We start from the raw sequence: 20515 nt of genomic DNA, 5'->3' as shown, positions 1-20515 counted from the left end.
AGCCTGCTCGGCGTGCTGCTCGGCGCAGCCGTGTTTGCGGCCGCCGCGGTGCGGGCGCGCCTGATCACTGCGGCAGAGCTGGGCGCCCTGCCGCGGTATGGCCCGAAGCTGGTCCAGACGCTTCGGAAGCTGCGGCTGCTTCACTAGCGCCGGGGCCGTAAATTTTATTCTGAAGCCCTTCTGATGGTATAGTAAATAATGGACAGCATAACAAGCTGCACAATGATGGAGTGTGATGAGATAGTGGGAGCTGTAATTACCGTTGTCGGACTGGGCTCAGGTGATCCGGACAAGCTGACGCTGGGAAGCCTGAAGAGGCTGCAGGACGCGGAGGAGAGATATGTACGCACGAAGGAGCATCCTGTCGTCCAGTGGCTGGAGGAGACGGGTGTGGCCTTCACATCCTTCGACGATGTCTACGAAGCCAGTGATGACTTCCCTTCGGTCTATGAGGAGATAACCCGGCGCTTGATATCGCTCGCTGGATCAGCACCGGACGGCCGGGAGATTCTATACGCTGTGCCGGGACATCCGATGGTAGCCGAGGCGACGGTCAAATTGCTGAAGGAGCGCTGCCCGGAGGCCGGAATTCCTCTTGAGATCATCGGCGGGGAAAGCTTCCTGGATGCGGCCTTCATAGCACTCGGCTTCGATCCGATTGAAGGCTTTCAATTGCTGGATGCCTCCTCTCTCACAGGAGCAGATGTGGATTCCCGGAGGCATACGTTGATCGGTCAGGTCTATGACGTATTTACCGCTTCTGATGTCAAGCTGAGTCTGATGGAGAGCTATCCGGATGACTACCCGATTATTGTGGGGCATGCTCTTGGCGTCCAGGGAGCCGAACAGGTGCTGCATGTTCCGTTGTATGAGCTGGACCGGGTCGAAGGCTATGGCAATCTCTCACTCGTCTATGTGCCTGCCAGCAGCGACGACCAGCTGCGCATTCGCAGCTTCGAGCGTCTGCACGAGATCGTGGCGATTCTCCGCAGTCCGGGCGGCTGTCCTTGGGACCGGGAGCAGACGCATCAATCCCTTCGCAAGAATCTTATCGAAGAGGCTTACGAGGTTCTGGAGACCATTGACGAGGATGATCCCGATCATATGCGGGAGGAACTCGGTGACTTGCTGCTTCAAGTCATGCTTCATGCGCAGATGGAGGAAGAAAGCGGGATGTTCACCGCTTATGACGTGATCCAGACCTTGAATGAGAAGCTGCTGTACCGTCATCCTCATGTATTCGGGGATAAGAGTGCCAAGGATGCTGAAGCCGCATTGGGCAACTGGGAGGCCATGAAGGCGGAAGAGAAGCGCCGGAAGGGGATTGATCCGGAGCAATTATCCGTGTTAAGCGGAGTGCCGCGCGACCTTCCTGCGTTGATGAAGGCGTACAAGCTTCAGAAGAAGGCAGCCAAGGTGGGCTTCGATTGGGATTCGATGGACGGGATCTGGGCCAAGATCGAGGAGGAAATCTCCGAATTCAGGGCCGCCGTTGAAACCGGATTGGATGCCCAGGAACAGACGCTGGAGCTGGGCGACCTTCTATTCTCCGTAGTCAATGCAGCCCGCCGGATTGGAGCTGATCCGGAGGAAGCCTTGTCCATGACGAATGCGAAATTTGTCAGACGCTTCAGCTATGTGGAAGAACAGCTTCAGGGGGCAGGCAAGCGCCCGGAAGACGCTACGTTGAAGGAAATGGACATCTTGTGGGACCAGGCGAAGGAGCTTGAAAGAGCCGCCAAGGAATACAAAAATCGCTAAAAAACGGCTTTTTTTTAGGAAATTTCAAAAAAAAGTTGCCCTTCGGGCAGGATTTTCTGTTTCAAGACAGAATAATCATACAAAGATATCCATACGGCTATGAGCCACAGGGGCTAGGCCGTAAGTATCCATCTATTTCTTTAATTATTGGGAGGCATTATTAATGAACAAAACAGATCTGATCAACAACATTTCCAGCAAAAGCGGTTTGACTAAAAAAGACGTTGAGACCGTATTGAACGGTGTTCTCGGCGAAATCACCGATGCACTTGCAGGTGGCGACAAGGTTCAACTGATCGGTTTCGGAACTTTCGAAACTCGCAAACGTTCCGGTCGTACAGGCCGCAACCCGCAAACAGGTAAAACAATCGAGATTCCTGCTTCGAACGTACCTGCTTTCAAAGCGGGCAACAAGCTTAAAGAAGCTGTAAAATAATGCGTCTTGATAAATTCCTGAAGGTGTCCCGGTTAATTAAGCGGCGTACCGTAGCGAAGGATGTCTCCGAGCAAGGAAGAGTCCTCGTCAACGGGCGTGAATCCAAACCGAGTTCTGCTGTTAAGGTTGGCGATGAGATTACCGTTCAATTCGGCCAAAAGCTGGTTACGGTACGCGTCGAGCGTCTGGCAGAGACCACTCGCAAGGACGAGGCTGCAACCATGTATACCTTGGTCAAGGAAGAGCCGATCGCCAAGGATTCCGGTTTCGACTGGAATTAGGCGGGCGGCATGAGAGCATGTTCCAATGATTTGGGACATGCTCTTTTTTTATTCGGAATCCGGCAGAACAGGTTCAGCGGCGGTTCTAAAGAAGAAGCCCCTCCCATAAGCTAGTGTTAAGAAGGAGGGGTACATGCCATGGTCGAACAGGGAAAGGGAAAGCGTCAGGAGCTGCATTTACTGAACAGGAAGCTGCTGGAGATCTCGGGAGTCCTGAACGTGGAGAGCTTTGACAGCGAGGAATTTTTGCTTCAAACGGAGCTGGGGCATTTAACGATTCGCGGTCATAATTTACATATCAAGAATCTGAATCTGGAGCAAGGCCTTGTCAGCATCGAAGGTCAGGTTAACTCCTTGTCCTACTTGGAGCCGGGCGCTAATCCGTCAGGCAAGGGCTTCCTTGGCAAGCTCTTCCGATGAACCTGCAGACACAATGGTTGACCCTGGTATGGATGCTGGCTTCCGGAACGCTCATGGGGATTGCCTTTGACAGCTACCGCGTAGTATCGGGTCAGCTTCGCTTTCCTCGCTGGAGTGTACATCTGCTCGATTTGTTTTATTGGATGGCCTCCGCGCTGTTTGTGTTCCGGATGCTGTACCATGTGAATCACGGAGAGCTCCGTTTTTATGTGTTTTTAGGACTATTTCTAGGAGTATGGATTCATTTTTTGTTTCTGAGTGTTTTGACCGAGCGTTTTGTGGTAAATTTAATTCGTATAGTCCAGAGGATATATAGATTTAGTGTCAGATTGATTTATTTGATCCTCGTTGTTCCGATCAAGTGGCTTTGGAAGGGTTTTAGACTCTTGCTCGGATTTCTCTGGATTCTAATCATTTTTCTGGGAAGAGTTACGCTGTTCCCAATTTGGAAACTGCTTGCCTGGGCTTTCCGTCCTATCTTAAATGCGCTGCATATACCGGACAGGCTTCGCAAGTCAAGGGAATATGTGGTAAAATTATGGAGACAATGGCGTGGCAAGGATCAAGAGTGAATAAAGGAGGTGGGCCCGGTGAGGGAGAACACGACAGTCAATTCCAAGAAACAAGCTCCCGTTAAGTCAGCCGGCGCTCGTCGACGTATCCGTTTGTGGATGACCTTTATGGCGCTCTTTATCGGTTGGGCAGGCTATACTTATATGGATCAATCCGGCGAAATTGGCGTCAAAGCCAGTCAATTAGCGGAACGGATGACGGTAAAATCAGAAAATGAACAAGTGCTTGTTCAATTAAAATATGAGCTTAATCGGCTCAAGGACCCCGAATATATCGGCCAGATAGCGATGAAGAAATATGGACTTTATAAACCTGGTGAAATTCCGGTGCGAATCTCCGGACAAAATGGGGGAAATGATTGACACCAAGCGGGATATACGGCTGTTGACCTTGTTTCAGTCATTATGTATAATCAAATCACCGCAGTCATGATTTCGTGGCCTTGCTGTATATTTTTAAGGGAGGATCATTTTATTTTATGTCAATAGAAGTGGGCACCAAGTTAGAGGGAAAAGTGACAGGCATCACGCATTTCGGAGCATTTGTGGATCTGTCAGGAGGTGTCACGGGTCTCGTTCATATTTCAGAGATCGCTGACAATTACGTAAAGGATGTCAATGATCATCTGAAGATTGGCGATATGGTTACGGTGAAGGTAATCAATGTCGACAAGGACGGCAAGATCGGACTTTCCATTAAGCAAGCCGTTGATAAGCCGGTAGAGGCTAGACCGCCTCGTGCGCCGCGCAGCGACCGTCCAAGTGGTGGTGGCCGTGATGGTGACCGTCCGGGTGGAGGATTTAACCGGGATCGCGGAGGACGTCCTTTCAAGCCGCAAGCGAACAAAGCTTCTTTTGAAGATAAAGTTTCCCGTTTCCTTAAGGACAGCGAGGAACGTATCTCGTCGTTGAAGAAGAACACGGAAGGCAAACGCGGAGGACGCGGAGCCAAACGCATGTAAATTCATGATAAAGAACTACCGCAGGCAGTTATGCCTGCGGTTTTTTGCGTGCTTCGCGACATCAACAAGCTATAATTTTCACATAAAAACTTATTTTGTCGTCTTCTTGCCGGAGCCGACAGGTTCCAACGCAATCCATGGTAATCCACAAGGAATATGACAAGCAAACAGGCTTTCCTATCCAAGTGTTATTACGAACATAAGCACGCTTCGTATCGTGAAGCTGTATGAGAGGCATGGGTTCGCGATGTTTCGTAGCCCGCTCTCAATTTGTCGGAAATTTCTAAGGCTTGTACTCCGGCAAATGACAAACTTTCCGCCTGACCGCTCCTATAATGGGACATACCTTAATAAAAGTGCGTGTTCAAAAAGTCGGCTTTTCAGCACCGAGAAGGTTGTGAGAATCCAAAGAAGGAGGAACGGAGTGTAGGAGATCCCTACATGAGTACCGGACTTCTAGGATGAACGCAAGATTCGATGTTGAATCAACCTCTTGAAACTCTTCGTGATCAAAAGATGACTTTTTGAACAACCTTTAAAAACATAAAAGGCGGTGCCAGGAGATGGACAAATGGAATGTCATCCCGTTCCCCGGGTTGAAGAAGGCGAAAGAGCAGGCAGGAGCGTTTTACTGGAACAAGTGGAGGCAGACCCCGGTTATAAACAAGCTCAGCCGGCTGTTTGCCGCAAACAAATGGAACGGCTTGTTCCTCTTGATGAGCTTCCTGCTCGGCAAGGCGACGATCCTGGACGAGCTGTCTCCCTTTGCTATTGCTTTTTTTGCAGTCATGATGTTTATGCGGCGCGATATCGCTGTAATGACGGGAGCAGTTATGACGGTCGGCGCTATGGCTGTCTCCGGTCATCACGCTACCGTGATTGCGGCGGAGCTGCTTGTATTTTACTTAATTCACCGCGGCATGGAGTCCTTTGAACGGGCCGAGGTATCTTATGCTCCGATGATGGTATTTACAAGCGCCTTTCTTGTGCTTCTGTTTGAGGCGGTAATCGGCCCTTCGTTATCATGGTATGCCTTGATGATTACAGTGATGGATTCGGTGCTCAGCTTTGTACTCGCCTTGGTCTTCATTCAGGCCATTCCGGTCTTTACGTATCGAAAGCGCAATCACCAGCTGCGAACGGAGGAGATCATTTGCCTTGTGATCTTGTTGGCGTCGGTGATGACCGGATCGGTCGGATGGGAAATATCCGGACTCTCCCTTGAGCATATGCTGACTCGTTATTTGATTCTGTTGTTCGCCCTGGTGGGCGGAGCAACGCTGGGGGCTTCAGTAGGGGTTATTACCGGCTTGATTCTAAGTCTGGCTGATACCGCAGCACTCTATCAAATGAGTCTTTTGGCTTTCTCCGGAATGCTTGCGGGAATGCTGCGCGAGGGCAGGAAGTGGGCTGTCGGTCTGGGGATGCTGTTAGGCTCCTCGATTCTGTCGATCTATCTGAACGGGCCTGATGAAGTGATGGCCTCGACCTGGGAGACCTGTGTCGCGGTGCTGTTCTTTATGGTGACGCCGAAGAGTGTGATCAGTTCTATCGCCAAATACATTCCCGGAACCCAGGATCATACGAAGAGCCAGCATGAGTATGCCAAGCGGATGCGGGAGGTCACGGCCGGCCGGGTTACTCAATTTTCAGAGGTCTTCAAGCAGCTGTCGCGCAGCTTCGGCCAGATGGCTAGCTCGGGTGAGATCGCCAAGCGCAGCGAAGAGGTCGACCATTTTATGACGGCGGTCACCGAGGGTGCTTGTTCCACCTGCTTCCGTCGAAAAACCTGCTGGGACGGGAATTTCTATCAAACTTATAAGCTTATGACGGAGATGATGTCGGCGGTGGAGGAAAACCCCGGCATTACCAAAGAGCAGCTGCCTGCCAGATGGAACCGACTGTGCACCAAGAGCGAGCAGGTGCTCGGTGTCATGAAGCGTGAATACAGCTTGTATGAACATGATATGCACTGGAAACGGCAAATATACGATAGCCGTTTGCTTGTCGCGGAGCAATTGTCAGGAGTATCACAGGTCATGGAGGATCTGGCCAAGGAGATTCAACGCGAAGGGCAAGCGATGTACAAGCAAGAGGAGCAGATTCGGGAGGCGCTGGAGAAGATGGGGCTTTCCATTCATAGCATCGATATAGTGAATCTGGACCACGGAAATGTTGAAATCGAGATTGTCCATGCCTATACCCGGGGATTCGATGAATGCCGCAAAATGATCGCCCCCTTGCTCTCGGATATTTTGGAGGAGCACATTGCTGTCATAGGCGAGACGATGCATGGAGGCAGGGAGGGTCTAGCCACCGTAACGTTTGGATCAGCCAAATCCTATGAGATCACGACCGGTGTAGCGGGTACGGCGAAGGGCGGAGATCTGCTGTCCGGCGATAGCGTCAGTACGGTTGAATTGGGCAACGGAACTTACGCGGTAGCGCTCAGTGACGGGATGGGAAATGGCGAGCGGGCCAGACAGGAGAGCAGCACGGCCTTGAGCATTCTTGAGCAATTGCTCCAGTCTGGAATGGACGAGACACTTGCTATCAAGTCCGTTAATTCGGTTCTGATGCTTCGTTCCCCGGATGAAATCTATGCTACGGTCGATATGGCGCTGATTGACGAATACTCGGCCCGGACTACTTTTCTGAAAATAGGCTCGTCTCCCAGCTTTATTAAACGAGGGCAGGAGGTCATTCCGGTCATGGCCAGCAATCTGCCGATAGGGATTGTACAGGAAATCGAGATTGACTTGGTAACCGTACAGCTGTATCCCGGCGATACGCTGGTGATGATGACGGACGGCATCTATGATGCTCCCGGATACGCCGTGAATAAAGAGCTGTGGATCAAGCGCCTCATTCAGGAGATTCAATCGGAGGATCCCCAAGAGATTGCCGATTGCTTGTTGGAGGCTGTGATCCGTTATCAGAGTAATGTGATTCAGGATGATATGACGGTAGCGGTAGCTCGAATTGATCATTATTTACCGCAATGGTCCACGTTGCATATTCCGGGTGTTACCCGTCTGGAACGTCCAAGAACCGTAAGTTAGGTACATGGTTGAGGGTATTGCAAGTCGATAGGTCGAATGGCATAGGAAATATGTAGCTAAAATAGGGAAAATTTCATAGATTTCATGACATAAACATGTTAAAATTAATTTTGTTAATTTGAAGGAAAGTAAAATTACTCATATAATTGCATATTTATTAGTGCGAGTTCAAAAAAACCGACTTTTCAGCACCTTTTTGAACAACCTCTATTCGGCAAAACTATCGAAAGGTAGTGACGCAAAGCTATAGGGACTACTTCCTCCAATCTGTAGAGGAAATGTCAGCCAGTTGCCCATATTTCTTTGGTAACCTATAGTGCAGCAGTCTGTGCATTTTAATAGGTTGCTTTTTTTTGTCTATTCACAGATCAATTCTACAAAGAAACAGGAGTGAAGTTGAAGTGGGTATCTTATTGATGGATCGGATCATTCGGGATTATTGGCTGTATGATTTGCAACCCCCGATGTCCGGGCTGGATTTGTACACGGATTACCCTCGAGATGATTCCAGAAGGGATATGCAGCAAATCCAATATCCGCTTGAACTCGATCAAACATATCTTTCCAGAGAATTAAAGACGTTTGACAGCAGACTCTGGATGCTCACTTGTTACTATATATTTTTGTACCGAATGAGCGGCAAAGCATGGCGGATTGTCGGTGTAAAGCATGAGAAGGGTTATGTCCTTCCTCTGCGAATCCGGTGCGATGCCTCGATGAGCTTCATGGAATTGTACCAGTCGCTGCTTAATAAGCAAGAGGCGCTAGATTTTGCGGCCCTTCCACTGGAGGAAATTGAAGAAGCGGTTGGCTGCACCGGATTGGTCCATACGATCTTCGGCAGGGACCACACCTGCCAGTCCAGTTGTCTGAACTGGGATGTGGAGCCCCTGAATGGAGGAGAGTGGACGCTGCAGGTTTCTTATCGGAAGCAGCTCTTCAAGCCGAGCACCATCCACAGATTTGCTTCCTTTTTCGGATGTATTGTCAAGGCCGCAATGTATGATTCCAGGGTAACTATTGGAGGGATCCCTTTAGTCATCGAAGAAGAGATGGAATGTAAGGGGCAGGTTCAGCGGGTCAGAAACTCGGAAGCTCAAATGATCGGGCTGACAGAGAACCCCGCTGAATTCGGCAGTCCGGTGATGCGCAAAAGAGCGGCAAGCTGCAAACAGAAATATATCCTGCTGACCGGGGCAACGGGTTATCTGGGTGCTTCGGTATTGCGTGAGCTGCTCAGAACAACCCAGGCCAAGATTTATTGCCTTGTCCGATCTGAAGAAGACGATGATCCGTATGCAAGAATTGCAAGGGTTATGATGCAGTTTTTCGGCGCAGATATCATATCGGAGCTGCTCGGGAGAGTGATTGCCGTCAAGGGAGATTTGGAACGGCCGCAGCTGGGCTTGAACAGCTGTCTGACGGAGCGTGTGTCGATGCGGATCGATTCCATGATCATTTGCGGCATTCAGGAGTGCTATGCGGATGATCCCGAGTATTACAACCGGGTGAATGTTACTAGCACAGAGCATCTGCTATCCTGGGCTCGCGGAAGAAATGTCCGGGTTCACTACCTGTCCTCGATGGGTGTGCCTGAAGGGTTGGCGGAACGAGAATTGACTACAGGTATGCATGAAGCGGGCCAGACCAAGAGCACAAAGCTGGACCATCCTTATTATGACAGCCAGCTTCGGGCAGAGCGCATGTTAATTGAAGCTTGCGAGCAGGAGGAAATCCCTGTTACGATTTATCGGCTCGGCCACTTATCGGGGGATGCCGAGACGGGCGCATTTCCGCAAAACGTGAATAACAGCCTCCTGTACAGAATGCTGCGAATGATTATTGTACAGGGCAAGGCCCCGGAGCTTGATCATCTGTTGGATCTGACTCCGGTAAGCTATGCGGCTCGGGCCATTACTGCTTTGGCTATGCGGCGAGACACGGCGGGCCATCTGTTTCACCTGTGTAATCCGGTTCAGATATCGATGATAGAACTCGTAGAAAGCTTGAGAAGCTGCGGATATCCTATTGAGGTGCTGTCTGATTCCGATTACGAGAGCTGGCTGCTAGAGTGCAGTCAGGTAGACAGCTCTCATCAATGGGGCGGAGATTTACTGCACTTTGAATGGGAGGAGCTTCGCCGTGAGCCTTTCCGGTATAGCTGTATACATACGCAGGAGTTTCTGGAAGAGAGCCAGGTAGAATGCCCTGTGCCAAATGCGAATTACCTAAGACTCATGATCAAGTATGGCGTGGATGCAGAGTACTTCCCTGTAAGCAAATTGTACAAAAGTTAACTTTATAAGCTTACGCTGGGGGCAACGTCTTCTTACAGTTCATGGATCGTTTTAAATGTCCTACTGTTTGCTTCGACCCGTTTGAAATGCCTACGAAATGGAAATGATAGAAAAGAGAATTATAGAATCATTTCAAATGAAGGCGGGGATTGCAATGAAGCAAATTATGCTGATTACGGATGGTTGTTCCAATGTCGGAGAGAGCCCGGTGATGGCGGCTGCACTGGCCAGGCAAGAGGGGATTACGGTGAACGTAGTAGGCATTGTCGATTATGGAACGATCGGTGAGCTTGGAAGTGTGGAGATTGAGGAGATCGCTCGAGCCGGAGGCGGAATGAGCCGAATGTCCGGCACCCGGCAGCTGGCTCAGACCATGCAGATGATGACGCGGAAGACGGTGGTTCAGACCATTCAGCATGCGGTTAATAAGGAGCTAAGACAGATTCTGGGACAGACGGACACAGCCGTTGAGGACCTGCCTCCGGACACTCGTTCCCAGGTGGTGGAGGTCATTGACGAGCTTAGTGAGACCAGTGCGCTTGAGGTGGTGCTGCTTATTGATGCTAGTGCAAGCATGAGACCAAAGCTCGCAGCCGTCGAGGAGGCGATCCGGGATATGATGCTTAGCCTTGGGGCGAGGCAGGGAACGAGCCGGATTGCGGTGTTTCATTTTCCCGGGGCGCACAGCGGGGAAGAAGCGGTTATGGATATGGACTGGACCACGGAGCTCACAGGAGCGCGCTCGATCTTCCAGAAGCTGACGATGCGGGGGGCAACTCCGACTGGGCCTGCCATTCTCAAGGTGATGGAATTCTTTCGGTATGGTACACTGGAAGGACATGGTTCCAGTAACTGGCTGAAGGAGTCAGACAGAGGAGAAGGGATGCTCGGTGACTACGTCGTCTAAATGGAATCTGGCGCAAGGGACAGTGGTTACCGGGCGCTGGAAGGGCGGCAAATATGTGGTTCAACGGCTGTTGGGCCAAGGCGCAAATGGGATCGTCTATCTGGTCAAGCACACGGGAAGCGCACGCCTCTATGCGATGAAGCTGGGCTTTGATACACTGGATCTGCAGTCGGAGATCAATGTATTGAAGGCGGTTCAACGCACGCGCCTCCGCGGGCTCGGGGAGAATCGGAACGCTCCATATTTAGTAGAAGTGGATGACTACACTCACCATGGGCGGGAGATCCCGTTCTATGTGATGCGCTACGTCAAGGGCGAGGCTCTGCGTACGTTCCTTGCGCACAAAGGCGGACAGTGGCTTCATGTTGCCGGGCTTCATCTCCTGCAGCAGCTTCGCACACTTCATGAGGCGGGCTGGGCCTTCGGGGATCTGAAGCCGGAGAATGTGATGGTATCTCCATCCGGTGAGGTGGAGTTGATCGACTATGGAGGCGTCAGTGCGGTCGGAAAAAGCATTAAACAATATACGGAATGGTATGACCGTGGGTTCTGGAATGCGGGGAGCCGTACGGCGGAACCGTCTTATGACTGGTTTTCATTTGCCGTCGTATGCATTCATCTCCTGGCGGAGGGACCGCTGAAGCGTGCGGCTCAGCAGCTGCCTCAGACGCGGAGCAGCAACGATCTGCTGCTGATCGTCCAATCGGATGAGGCGCTCAGCCCCTTCCGCTCCTGGCTTGAGCTTGCCCTGCGCGGTGATTTCCGCGATACGCTGCATGCCTGCCAGGCATGGAAGAAGCTCGTGACCGGTCCTTACATCGCTCGAAGAGTAAGCGCCAAGACGCCGGGCTGGATGGTTGGAGCATTTGCGCTGTCCCTCACCTTGCTTGGCTGTGCGATTTACCTAAGCCTTAGATTTTAGACGGCATATAAAGAACAGATACTATCAAAGGTTGTTCAAAAAGTCATCTTTTGATCACGAAGTATTAAAAAAAGGGGGCGAACAGCTTGACTCACCCAGCGCTATATCGGCTGGTCCGCGAGGTTCGCCAAATCGGGCTTGAGCATAAGCTATGGTCTCCGGGCGATGTGATTATCACCGCCGTATCCGGCGGACCGGATTCCACAATCCTGCTGCATATATTAAATGAAATTTCGCAAGATCCGGATATGAAGTTATCCTTGGTGTGTGCCCATGTGAATCATGGCTTTCGGGGTCAGGAATCGGATGAAGAGGCCGAGTTTGTACGGAGATTGGCTGAGGAGCTGAACATTCCGTTCGAGCTCGGCGTTTTTGACGTTCCTGCCTACATGAAGGAATCAGGCAAGGGCGGCCAGGAGGCTGCCCGGGAGAAGCGGTATGCGTTCCTTCATCAGGTTGCCGATAAGTACCGCGCGCAGGCCATTGCTCTGGCCCATCACGGGGATGACCAGGCCGAGACCGTTATAATGCGTCTGCTGCGGGGCAGTGGTCCCTCAGGGATCAGCGGAATGCGAATGAAGCGGAAAGAAAAAAAGTGGAACTGATCCGGCCTCTGCTTCGTATGAACAAAAACACCCTGGTGCAAGCCTGCGACCAGGCCAAAATTCCGTATGTGATCGACAGCTCGAACCTGCTGCCCAAGTATATGAGGAACGAAATTCGGATGGATGTACTCCCTTTTTTAGGGCAATATAATGAGCAGTTATCCCATTCCTTGAATCGTTTGTCCGAGATTATGGCAGAGGAAGATGATTATCTTCAATCGGAGGCTGAGCGGATTTACCGGCAAATCGTGAGCTGCGGAAAGGAAGAAATGATGGTTCGGGCACAGGATGTGGCAGACCTACATCTTGCTTTACAACGGAGGTTGATTAAACTAATATTAAATTATCTGCCTTTGGGCACGGATGACGGCGATTTTGCCAGAATTGAAGCGATTCGGAAAGGGACGGTTCAAAGTCAGCCCACAACCTGGACTCTGGATTTGGGCGGCGGTGTCCGCTGCATTCGCGAATATGATCTCATCCGTTTTGTATCTGCCCGAGCGGAAAGTGCAATTCCTCATTATACATATGTTGTGGAATGTTTTCCGGCGGAAGTGTCTGTCATGGACACGGGGCATATCGTACATTTTACCCGGCATGAGGCTGGAGCTAGTCTGTCGGAGATGCTGCCGGAAGGCAAAGATGAGGCAGTATTCGATGCGGATGGCCTGGAGTACCCGCTGACGGTTCGCTCCCGGCTTGCAGGAGACAGCATGAAGGTATTCGGGATGAATGGAAGCAAGAAAGTGAAGGATATCTTTATCGATGAGAAGATCCCTCCCTCTCTTCGTTCCCGAATTCCAATGATTGCAGATGCTGCAGGACGGATTGTATGGATTCCCGGGGTTCGCCGCTCATCGGTTGCAGTGGTGAACGAGCGTACGTCCTCCCTTCTCCGAATGAGAATGGAACGGGATTAATTCATTCGCCTGGAGGTTATCCCAGGATTTGCATTCATAGTATAACGTAGGAGGTTTATTTACTTTGCAGAACGACATTATGGAAGTACTGATTACCCGCGAACAGATTCAGGATAAGGTCGTAGAGCTTGGGCGCCAGCTGAGTGAAGAATATGCAGGCCGAAACCCGCTGGTGATTTGTATCCTGAAGGGCGCGTTTATTTTCATGGCTGATCTGATCAAGGAGATCACGGTCCCGATCGAAATTGATTTTATGGCCGTATCAAGCTATGGAGCATCTACCCGTTCTTCGGGCGAGGTCAAGATTATCAAGGACCTGGATAATTCCGTAGAGGGAAGAGACATTCTAATTGTGGAAGACATTATTGATAGCGGACTGACCCTGAGCTACCTGGTTGATGTTCTGGAACGCCGGAAGGTCAACTCGGTCAAGATCGTCACCTTGTTCGATAAACCGAGCGGCCGTACCGTTGATCTGGAGGCCGATCTGGCCGGATTTATCATGCCGGATGCCTTTATTGTCGGGTATGGTCTCGATTATGCTGAGAAGTACCGCAACCTCCCGTTTGTCGGGGTTCTGAAGCCCGAAGTATACACTCACCAGTAAGAATTTCGGGTGTACGAAGCTAGGCTGCCTAAGTTTTTTGAAATGGCATGAGCGGCTGTGTTAAAATTACTTAAGGTTTTTGAGAGGAGGTAGGGGATGAGTCGGTTCATCCGGAATTCTGGTTTTTATTTGATACTATTCTTAGTCGTGGTGGGCATCGTCCAATTCCTCAACAGTGGAAATGAGACAACCGTCACCCCTAGTTATAGCGAACTGAGACAGCAGCTCAAGGCGGACAATATTAAGGAAATGACCGGCAAATTTGACGGTTACGCTTATCTGGTGACCGGTAATTATAAAGAGAAGGTTGGGGATGACAAGACAACCAACTTCTCCGCCTACATTCCTGCCGATGACAATGTGCTGAAGGAGATTACAGACCTTAGTGAGCAGAACGGGTTTGAGTTGACTTGGAAGAAAATGCAGGGCGAAAGCATCTGGCTGACCTTCCTGACTTCCATTATTCCGCTCGCCATTATGTTCATACTGTTCTTCTTCCTGTTCAATCAGGCTCAGGGCGGCGGCGGCAAGGTAATGAACTTTGGCAAGAGCCGTGCACGTCTCTATAATGAAGAGAAGAAAAAGGTGACCTTCGAGGATGTCGCCGGTGCTGATGAAGAGAAGCAAGAGCTTGTAGAGGTCGTTGAATTCCTCAAAGACCCTCGCAAATTCTCCGCCGTTGGCGCACGCATTCCAAAAGGGGTTCTGTTGGTAGGTCCTCCGGGGACAGGTAAGACCTTGCTCGCCCGTGCGGTAGCCGGGGAAGCGGGTGTTCCGTTCTTCAGTATTTCCGGTTCCGACTTCGTGGAAATGTTCGTCGGTGTCGGTGCGTCACGGGTACGCGACTTGTTCGAAAATGCGAAGAAGAACGCGCCATGTATTATCTTTATTGATGAAATTGATGCCGTAGGCCGTCAGCGCGGCGCCGGACTCGGCGGCGGGCATGATGAACGCGAGCAAACCTTGAACCAATTGCTTGTTGAGATGGATGGATTCGGGGGTAACGAAGGAATCATTATCGTTGCGGCGACGAACCGTGCCGATATTCTGGATCCGGCCTTGCTTCGTCCGGGACGCTTTGACCGTCAGATTACGGTTGACCGTCCGGATGTGAAGGGTCGGGAGGCCGTCCTTAAGGTTCACGCGCGCAATAAGCCGCTGACCAAGGATGTGCGCCTGGATGTCATTGCGAAACGCACGACCGGCTTCACCGGCGCTGATCTTGAGAACCTGCTGAATGAAGCAGCGCTCCTCGCAGCACGGCGCAACCGGAAGGATATCTCCATGCGCGAGGTCGATGAGGCGATTGACCGTGTCATCGTCGGTACCGAGAAGCGCAGCCGGGTGATCAGCGATCGTGAGAAACGGATTGTTGCTTTCCACGAAGCAGGTCATACGATTGTCGGCTACTTCCTAGAGCATGCCGATATGGTTCACAAGGTGACCATTATCCCGCGCGGGCGGGCAGGCGGATATGTCATTATGCTTCCGAAGGAAGACCGCATGCTGGTAACCAAGCAGGAACTGCTGGATAAAGTTACAGGCTTGCTCGGCGGCCGGGTCGCCGAAGAATTATTCATCGGCGAAATCGGTACGGGCGCTTACAGCGACTTCCAGCAAGCAACCAGTATTGTCCGCAGCATGATTGTCGAATACGGGATGAGTGAGAAGCTCGGACCGATGCAGTTCGGCACAACGCAAGGACAGGTATTCCTGGGCCGTGATATTGGACACGAGCAGAATTACAGCGATCAAATCGCTTATGAGATTGATCAAGAAATGCAGCGCTTCATCAGCGAGTCGTATGAGCGCTGTAAGCAGCTCCTTACGGAGCATGCGGATGAGGTTCGCCTGATTGCTGAGACCCTGCTCGAGGTTGAGACGCTGGAGCTGGACCAAATCAAGCAACTGATCGAAACAGGCAAGCTGTCGGATGCGGATTCAGGCCAAGGCAGCGGAGGTTCGTCTGAGTCAGGACAGCCAATCGTAGATAACATCGGCGATGTGCGTGTCCGCATTCAAGGCAAATCAGAGGATGCAGCTCCTGCCATTCCTGGCGGAGACATTCCGAATGAAGTGCCTGGAAGCTCGGCGAACGATACCACACAGGATCCGGATGCCCATGCTCCACAATTGCCGCCGGATGAAGAGGATCCGAAGGATCGTTAATCTGAGTTAGAGGCAAGCTTAGTAATTAGACCCGGGTGCGAACTGCGCCCGGGTTATTTTGCGCTCAAAATTCTAAGCACAACTATAATCAGTTGAACAAAAAGAAGTTACGTAAAACTTATTTAGTTAAAATTGCATATATTTATGGGTGCAGATTGATTGACAGCGCTTGATCCCTTGTGTAAATTAGTTGTTAACACAATGTGTCCTGGATGACGTTCATTCGGGCATGCGCTTTTTTGCACAATATTATGGACTGCGGACAAGAGAGAGAATCGCGATCAATCGCGGGCGCACATAGGGGAGGGTATCAGGTGGAAGCTCTTGCACTTGAACGGAAAGCGGAGATGAACCGTGAGCTGAAGGAGAAGCTGGTTCAACTTAAGAAGGAACGGAATGCTATTATACTTGCTCACTATTATCAACGTGATGAGATTCAGGAGGTAGCCGATTTTCGCGGCGACTCTTTTTTGCTTGCCCAGAAGGCAGCCTCTACGGATGCAGAGACGATCGTCTTCTGCGGGGTTCACTTTATGGGAGAAAGTGCCAAAATTCTAGCTCCTAATAAGACGGTATTAATCCCTGATGAGCGTGCAGGCTGCCCGATGGCCGACATGGTCAATGTGGATGGTCTTCGGAAGCTGAAGGCTCAGCATCCGAATGCCAAGGTTGTTACTTATATTAACTCATCGGCCGAGATCAAAGCCGAGACGGATATTTGCTGTACTTCATCCAATGCGGTCAAGGTGATCAATTCCGTTGATGCTGAGGAGATTATTTGGGTTCCGGATAAAAACCTGGGACACTATGTTCAGCAGCATACCGATAAGAAGCTGATTATCTGGGAAGGGTACTGCAACACTCATGATATGCTGACGGTGAAGGATGTTGTGGAGATGAAGGCCAAATATCCGAACGCCGAATTTGTCGTGCATCCGGAATGCCGCCCAGAGGTTGTAGCGATGGGGGATTACGTGGGCAGTACGACAGCTATTCTCGATTACTGCAAGAATTCGCCTGCGAAGGAGTTCATCGTAGGAACCGAGGATGGAACAGGGTATCAGCTGCGTAAGGACAGCCCGGATAAAGCCTTCCATTTTGCCACCAAATTTCTGGTTTGCCCCAATATGAAGGTCAATAATCTGAAAAAACTGGTTAAATGCCTGGAGACGATGCAGCCGGAAATTTACGTGCCGACCGCCGTTGCTGATAAGGCGAGACTCTCACTAGAGCGCATGTTACAAGTTAAGTAGCATGCGCTACTCTCTGTTCAAGGGCAGGCGACAAAAGTCATGATACCGCGATATTTAGTGAATTTTGATTTGAACGAGCTACCGGTTCTGGATACGGATGTGATTGTCATCGGCTCTGGAATTGCCGGTCTTTATACTGCAATACGTGCGGCCGAAGAGCATCAGGTCACAATGATCACGAAGCGATCCCTGCTGGAGAGTAATACGAGATATGCGCAGGGAGGGATTGCGGCGGTATTCTCTGAGGAGGATTCGCCTCAATCCCACCTTGAGGATACTCTGCTGGCGGGAGCAGGACTATGCTCTTCACAGGCCGTGGATATTCTTGTTCAGGAGGGCCCGGACCGGGTCAGGGAATTGATGAAGCTGGGAACGGCCTTCGATCTGGAGAATGGGGAGATCGCTCTGACGAAGGAAGGCGCCCATAGCCACCGCAGAATACTTCATGCCAATGGGGATGCGACCGGCTATGAGATCGTGCGGGCATTATCGGAGCAGGTGATCCATTCTCCGAATGTGGAGCTGTGGGAAGATCATTATGTGATCGATCTGATTACAGAGGGTGAGGAATGTCTGGGTGCTTTAGTACAGCAGCCGGACGGACAGCGCGTTTTTTTTGCGGGGGAAAAAGGCAACCATTCTCTGCAGCGGAGGCGCCGGACAGCTCTATCGCTACACGACGAATCCGGAGGTCGCTACGGCGGACGGCATCGCAATGGCTTATCGGGCAGGGGCCGAGATCCGGGATATGGAATTTATCCAATTCCATCCGACCTCGCTATGCTATCCTGGCGCTCCGCGGTTCCTGATCTCGGAGGCGGTGCGCGGCGAAGGAGCGGTGCTCCGCAATATTCATGGCGAGCGCTTCATGGAGCGCTATCACGAGCTGCTGGAGCTGGCGCCTCGCGATATTGTCGCCCGGGCCATCGTAGCGGAGATGGAATTAACCAGGTCGAGCGTAGTGTACCTGGATATTTCGCATGAAGCTCCGGAAATGATTAAGCACCGTTTTCCGACGATTTATGAGACATGTCTTACATATGGCCTGGATTTGACGACCGATTGGATTCCTGTCGCTCCGGCTGCGCATTATATGATGGGAGGCGTGCGTACGGGGCCTTATGGCGAGACGAATATTCATCGCCTGTTCGCTTGCGGGGAAGTATCTTCCACCGGCGTGCATGGGGCGAATCGTCTGGCCAGCAACTCGCTATCTGAAGCCATTGTATTCGGCGCGCGAATTGTGGAGCAGATCTCCAGGCTGACTCCGTTAGCTATTACAGGCCAAGGAATAGCTTGCCGGGACCGGCGTCCGGCTGCGACCCTGCAGCCGATTGTAGAACGGCGGCTTAAACTGCAAAAGGTCATGGTACGACAGGTAGGACTTCGACGCACTGGAGAGGGGTTGCTCAAGGGGATTGAAGAGCTGAAGCGGCAGTTGCCGCTTTTTGAGTCCACCCTGACTAGCCGCGAGCAGTTGGAATTTGCGAATATGCTAACCAGCGCACTGCTATTGGCTGAGTCCGCGTTGACCCGCGAGGAGAGCCGAGGCGGTCATTACCGGGAGGACTTCCCGGACCGTGATGATGCAAGGTGGCGCAAGCACATGATCCGTCACCGGGAAAAAGGAATCTTGGAGGAAACCAGTGATGATGTTTAATGGATATAATGAAGAACTCGTAGAATCAATTCGGGGATGGCTGCGGGAGGATGTTGGATCAGGCGATGTCACAACGGGTGTTACGATTCCCCACGGACACAACTCCAAGGGAATCATCCATGCCAAGGAGTCCGGCATTATTGCCGGAATGCCTGTTGCCCAGCTCGTCTTCGAGATTGTCGATCCCCTTCTGGTCTTCGCACCGAAGGTCAAGGATGGCGAACGTGTAGAGAAGGGAAGCATCCTGGCTGAGGTGGAAGGCAGCACCCATAGCATTCTGACGGGGGAGCGGCTAGCGCTAAACCTGCTTCAACGTTTGTCCGGCATCGCCACAAGAACCCGGACCTTTGTCGATGCCCTGGAAGGAATTCCGGTCCGTCTGGTCGATACCCGCAAGACGACGCCCGGACACCGCATGCTGGAGAAATATGCTGTTCGTACCGGCGGGGGTGCGAATCATCGCTTCGGGCTTTATGATGCGGTGATGATCAAGGATAATCACATTAAGGGTGCGGGGGGAATTCGCCAGGCTGTAAGCCGGGCTAGAGCCCATATTCCGCATACGATGACGATTGAAGTAGAGACGGAGAGCCTGGAGCAGGTGGAAGAGGCCTTGTCAGCAGGAGCAGATATTATTATGCTGGATAACATGCCGCCTGAACTGATGAAGGAAGCGGTCCGCCTGATTAAGACGAAGGCCCCTCACGTGAAGACGGAGGCTTCCGGCAATGTATCGCTGGCTACCGTCAGAGAGATCGCGGAGAGCGGAGTGGATGTGATCTCGGTGGGACGGCTCACATATTCCTTTGACAGCCTGGATATCAGTCTGGATCTGGGTGAGAAGAAAGAAGGATGAGTACGATGTTTCTTGTAGTGGATGTTGGCAATACCAATATTGTGCTGGGGATCTATCGCCAGCGCGAGCTGCTGCATCATTTCCGGATCGGCACGAACCGTCAGGCGACGGTGGATGAGTATGGGGTATTGATTCATAATCTGTTCGCGATGTCGAAGATCGATCCCGAGCAGATAGAGGGGGTCATCCTATCCTCGGTGGTTCCTCCTTTGATGCATGTCCTGGAAGAGCTATGTGAAAAATATTTACATCAGAAGCCGCTGGTCGTCGGACCGGGCATTCGCACCGGCTTAAACCTGCGTTATGAGAATCCCCGCGAGGTAGGCGCAGACCGGATTGTGAATGCGGTGGCTGCCATTGAGAAATATGGCGGGCCTTTGGTCGTGGTTGATTTCGGAACGGCGACAACGTTTGACTGTGTGGATGCTGCGGGTAATTATCTGGGAGGAGCTATCGTGCCCGGCATCGGGATCTCGACGGAGGCGCTGTACCAGCGGGCGTCCAAGCTTCCCCGGATTGAGCTGGAGAAGCCGAAGAAGGTCATTGGACGAAACACCGTTCATGCGATGCAATCGGGGATTATTTTTGGCTATGCAGGACAGGTGGATGGCATTGTCGAACGGATTGCCCGCGAGATGAATACCCAGCCTAAGGTGATTGCTACCGGAGGGCTGGCTGAGCTGATCGCAAGTGAGTCCAAAAGCATTCAGGAGGTCGATCCCTGGCTTACGCTGGAGGGCCTTCGGTTAATCTATGAACGTAATCAATAAGCGGATATAATGGTTTGAAACGACGCTAGCCTGGATCAGATCATTTAAAGAGGAA

General features: G+C 51.4%; 16 protein-coding genes, 2 pseudogenes and 1 riboswitch. All 18 genes and pseudogenes read left to right on the top strand.

Annotation, left to right across the window (positions count from 1 at the left end):
- Positions 1-243: 243 nt before the first annotated feature.
- The 18 genes and pseudogenes from yabN to TX85_RS24660 all read left to right on the top strand — a co-directional run bounded on the left by yabN (position 244) and on the right by TX85_RS24660 (position 20460).
- Positions 244-1761 carry a bifunctional methyltransferase/pyrophosphohydrolase YabN gene (gene yabN, locus TX85_RS24745; RefSeq protein WP_044482599.1) on the top strand — a complete coding sequence of 506 codons (1518 nt, stop codon included), beginning with the start codon at positions 244-246 and terminating at the stop codon, positions 1759-1761.
- A gap of 163 nt (positions 1762-1924) precedes the next feature.
- The gene (locus TX85_RS24740) at positions 1925-2197 is read left to right on the top strand and encodes an HU family DNA-binding protein (RefSeq protein ID WP_044482598.1); all 273 of its coding nucleotides are present in this window, start codon (positions 1925-1927) and stop codon (positions 2195-2197) included.
- Entirely contained in the window at positions 2197-2478 is a 282-nt protein-coding gene (locus tag TX85_RS24735; RefSeq protein ID WP_044482597.1) for an RNA-binding S4 domain-containing protein, read from the top strand. The genes TX85_RS24740 and TX85_RS24735 overlap by 1 nt, the downstream gene beginning before the upstream one ends.
- Before the next feature lie 138 nt (positions 2479-2616).
- Positions 2617-2898 carry a sporulation protein YabP gene (gene yabP / locus TX85_RS24730; protein ID WP_044482596.1) on the top strand — a complete coding sequence of 94 codons (282 nt, stop codon included), beginning with the start codon at positions 2617-2619 and terminating at the stop codon, positions 2896-2898.
- Entirely contained in the window at positions 2895-3470 is a 576-nt protein-coding gene (yabQ, locus tag TX85_RS24725; protein ID WP_044482595.1) for a spore cortex biosynthesis protein YabQ, read from the top strand. The genes yabP and yabQ overlap by 4 nt, the downstream gene beginning before the upstream one ends.
- Before the next feature lie 18 nt (positions 3471-3488).
- Complete coding sequence (locus TX85_RS24720; protein ID WP_044482594.1) at positions 3489-3833, top strand: FtsB family cell division protein; 345 nt, start codon at positions 3489-3491, stop codon at positions 3831-3833.
- A gap of 116 nt (positions 3834-3949) precedes the next feature.
- A complete protein-coding gene (locus TX85_RS24715; protein ID WP_044482593.1) occupies positions 3950-4432 on the top strand; it encodes a S1 domain-containing RNA-binding protein in 483 nt (160 codons plus the stop codon).
- A gap of 563 nt (positions 4433-4995) precedes the next feature.
- Positions 4996-7494, top strand: a complete 2499-nt coding sequence (spoIIE, locus tag TX85_RS24710; protein ID WP_044482592.1) for a stage II sporulation protein E — start codon at positions 4996-4998, stop codon at positions 7492-7494.
- A gap of 203 nt (positions 7495-7697) precedes the next feature.
- Positions 7698-7791: riboswitch (cyclic di-GMP riboswitch) on the top strand.
- Between the two features lie 104 nt (positions 7792-7895).
- Complete coding sequence (locus TX85_RS24705) at positions 7896-9791, top strand: SDR family oxidoreductase (protein ID WP_044482591.1); 1896 nt, start codon at positions 7896-7898, stop codon at positions 9789-9791.
- Positions 9792-9945: 154 nt separating this feature from the next.
- Positions 9946-10698, top strand: coding sequence for a vWA domain-containing protein (locus TX85_RS24700; protein WP_044482590.1), 753 nt, complete (start codon positions 9946-9948; stop codon positions 10696-10698).
- Positions 10682-11620: a serine/threonine protein kinase gene (locus TX85_RS24695; RefSeq protein ID WP_044482589.1), complete on the top strand. Its 939-nt coding sequence runs from the start codon at positions 10682-10684 to the stop codon at positions 11618-11620. Before TX85_RS24700 ends, TX85_RS24695 begins: the two co-directional genes overlap by 17 nt.
- A gap of 86 nt (positions 11621-11706) precedes the next feature.
- A pseudogene (gene tilS, locus TX85_RS28280) lies at positions 11707-13145 on the top strand (tRNA lysidine(34) synthetase TilS).
- Between the two features lie 64 nt (positions 13146-13209).
- Positions 13210-13752 (top strand): hypoxanthine phosphoribosyltransferase, encoded by a 543-nt coding sequence (gene hpt / locus TX85_RS24685; protein WP_044482588.1) that lies wholly within the window; start codon positions 13210-13212, stop codon positions 13750-13752.
- Between the two features lie 96 nt (positions 13753-13848).
- Entirely contained in the window at positions 13849-15921 is a 2073-nt protein-coding gene (ftsH, locus tag TX85_RS24680; protein WP_044482587.1) for an ATP-dependent zinc metalloprotease FtsH, read from the top strand.
- A gap of 314 nt (positions 15922-16235) precedes the next feature.
- Entirely contained in the window at positions 16236-17174 is a 939-nt protein-coding gene (nadA, locus tag TX85_RS24675; protein ID WP_044482586.1) for a quinolinate synthase NadA, read from the top strand.
- A 39-nt stretch (positions 17175-17213) separates the two neighbouring features.
- Positions 17214-18834 (top strand): annotated as a pseudogene (gene nadB / locus TX85_RS24670) (L-aspartate oxidase).
- Positions 18824-19690, top strand: a complete 867-nt coding sequence (nadC, locus tag TX85_RS24665) for a carboxylating nicotinate-nucleotide diphosphorylase (protein WP_044482585.1) — start codon at positions 18824-18826, stop codon at positions 19688-19690. Before nadB ends, nadC begins: the two are co-directional and overlap by 11 nt.
- A 5-nt stretch (positions 19691-19695) precedes the next feature.
- Positions 19696-20460 (top strand): type III pantothenate kinase, encoded by a 765-nt coding sequence (locus TX85_RS24660; RefSeq protein WP_044482584.1) that lies wholly within the window; start codon positions 19696-19698, stop codon positions 20458-20460.
- The last annotated feature ends 55 nt before the right edge of the window (positions 20461-20515 follow it).

The organism is Paenibacillus antibioticophila (assembly GCF_000455265.1).
In the GTDB taxonomy this organism is placed as follows: Bacteria; Bacillota; Bacilli; order Paenibacillales; family Paenibacillaceae; genus Fontibacillus; species Fontibacillus antibioticophila.
This window is presented reverse-complemented; position numbering and strand designations above follow the sequence as displayed.

What these genes read in the sequence shown, in the direction of transcription:
- TX85_RS24660 (WP_044482584.1), top strand. Translation starts at nt 19,696, where the DNA reads ATGTTTCTTGTAGTGGATGTTGGCAATACCAATATTGTGCTGGGGATC.
- nadC (WP_044482585.1), top strand. Translation starts at nt 18,824, where the DNA reads ATGATGTTTAATGGATATAATGAAGAACTCGTAGAATCAATTCGGGGA.
- TX85_RS24735 (WP_044482597.1), top strand. Translation starts at nt 2,197, where the DNA reads ATGCGTCTTGATAAATTCCTGAAGGTGTCCCGGTTAATTAAGCGGCGT.
- TX85_RS24740 (WP_044482598.1), top strand. Translation starts at nt 1,925, where the DNA reads ATGAACAAAACAGATCTGATCAACAACATTTCCAGCAAAAGCGGTTTG.
- ftsH (WP_044482587.1), top strand. Translation starts at nt 13,849, where the DNA reads ATGAGTCGGTTCATCCGGAATTCTGGTTTTTATTTGATACTATTCTTA.
- TX85_RS24700 (WP_044482590.1), top strand. Translation starts at nt 9,946, where the DNA reads ATGAAGCAAATTATGCTGATTACGGATGGTTGTTCCAATGTCGGAGAG.
- yabP (WP_044482596.1), top strand. Translation starts at nt 2,617, where the DNA reads ATGGTCGAACAGGGAAAGGGAAAGCGTCAGGAGCTGCATTTACTGAAC.
- yabQ (WP_044482595.1), top strand. Translation starts at nt 2,895, where the DNA reads ATGAACCTGCAGACACAATGGTTGACCCTGGTATGGATGCTGGCTTCC.
- spoIIE (WP_044482592.1), top strand. Translation starts at nt 4,996, where the DNA reads ATGGACAAATGGAATGTCATCCCGTTCCCCGGGTTGAAGAAGGCGAAA.
- TX85_RS24715 (WP_044482593.1), top strand. Translation starts at nt 3,950, where the DNA reads ATGTCAATAGAAGTGGGCACCAAGTTAGAGGGAAAAGTGACAGGCATC.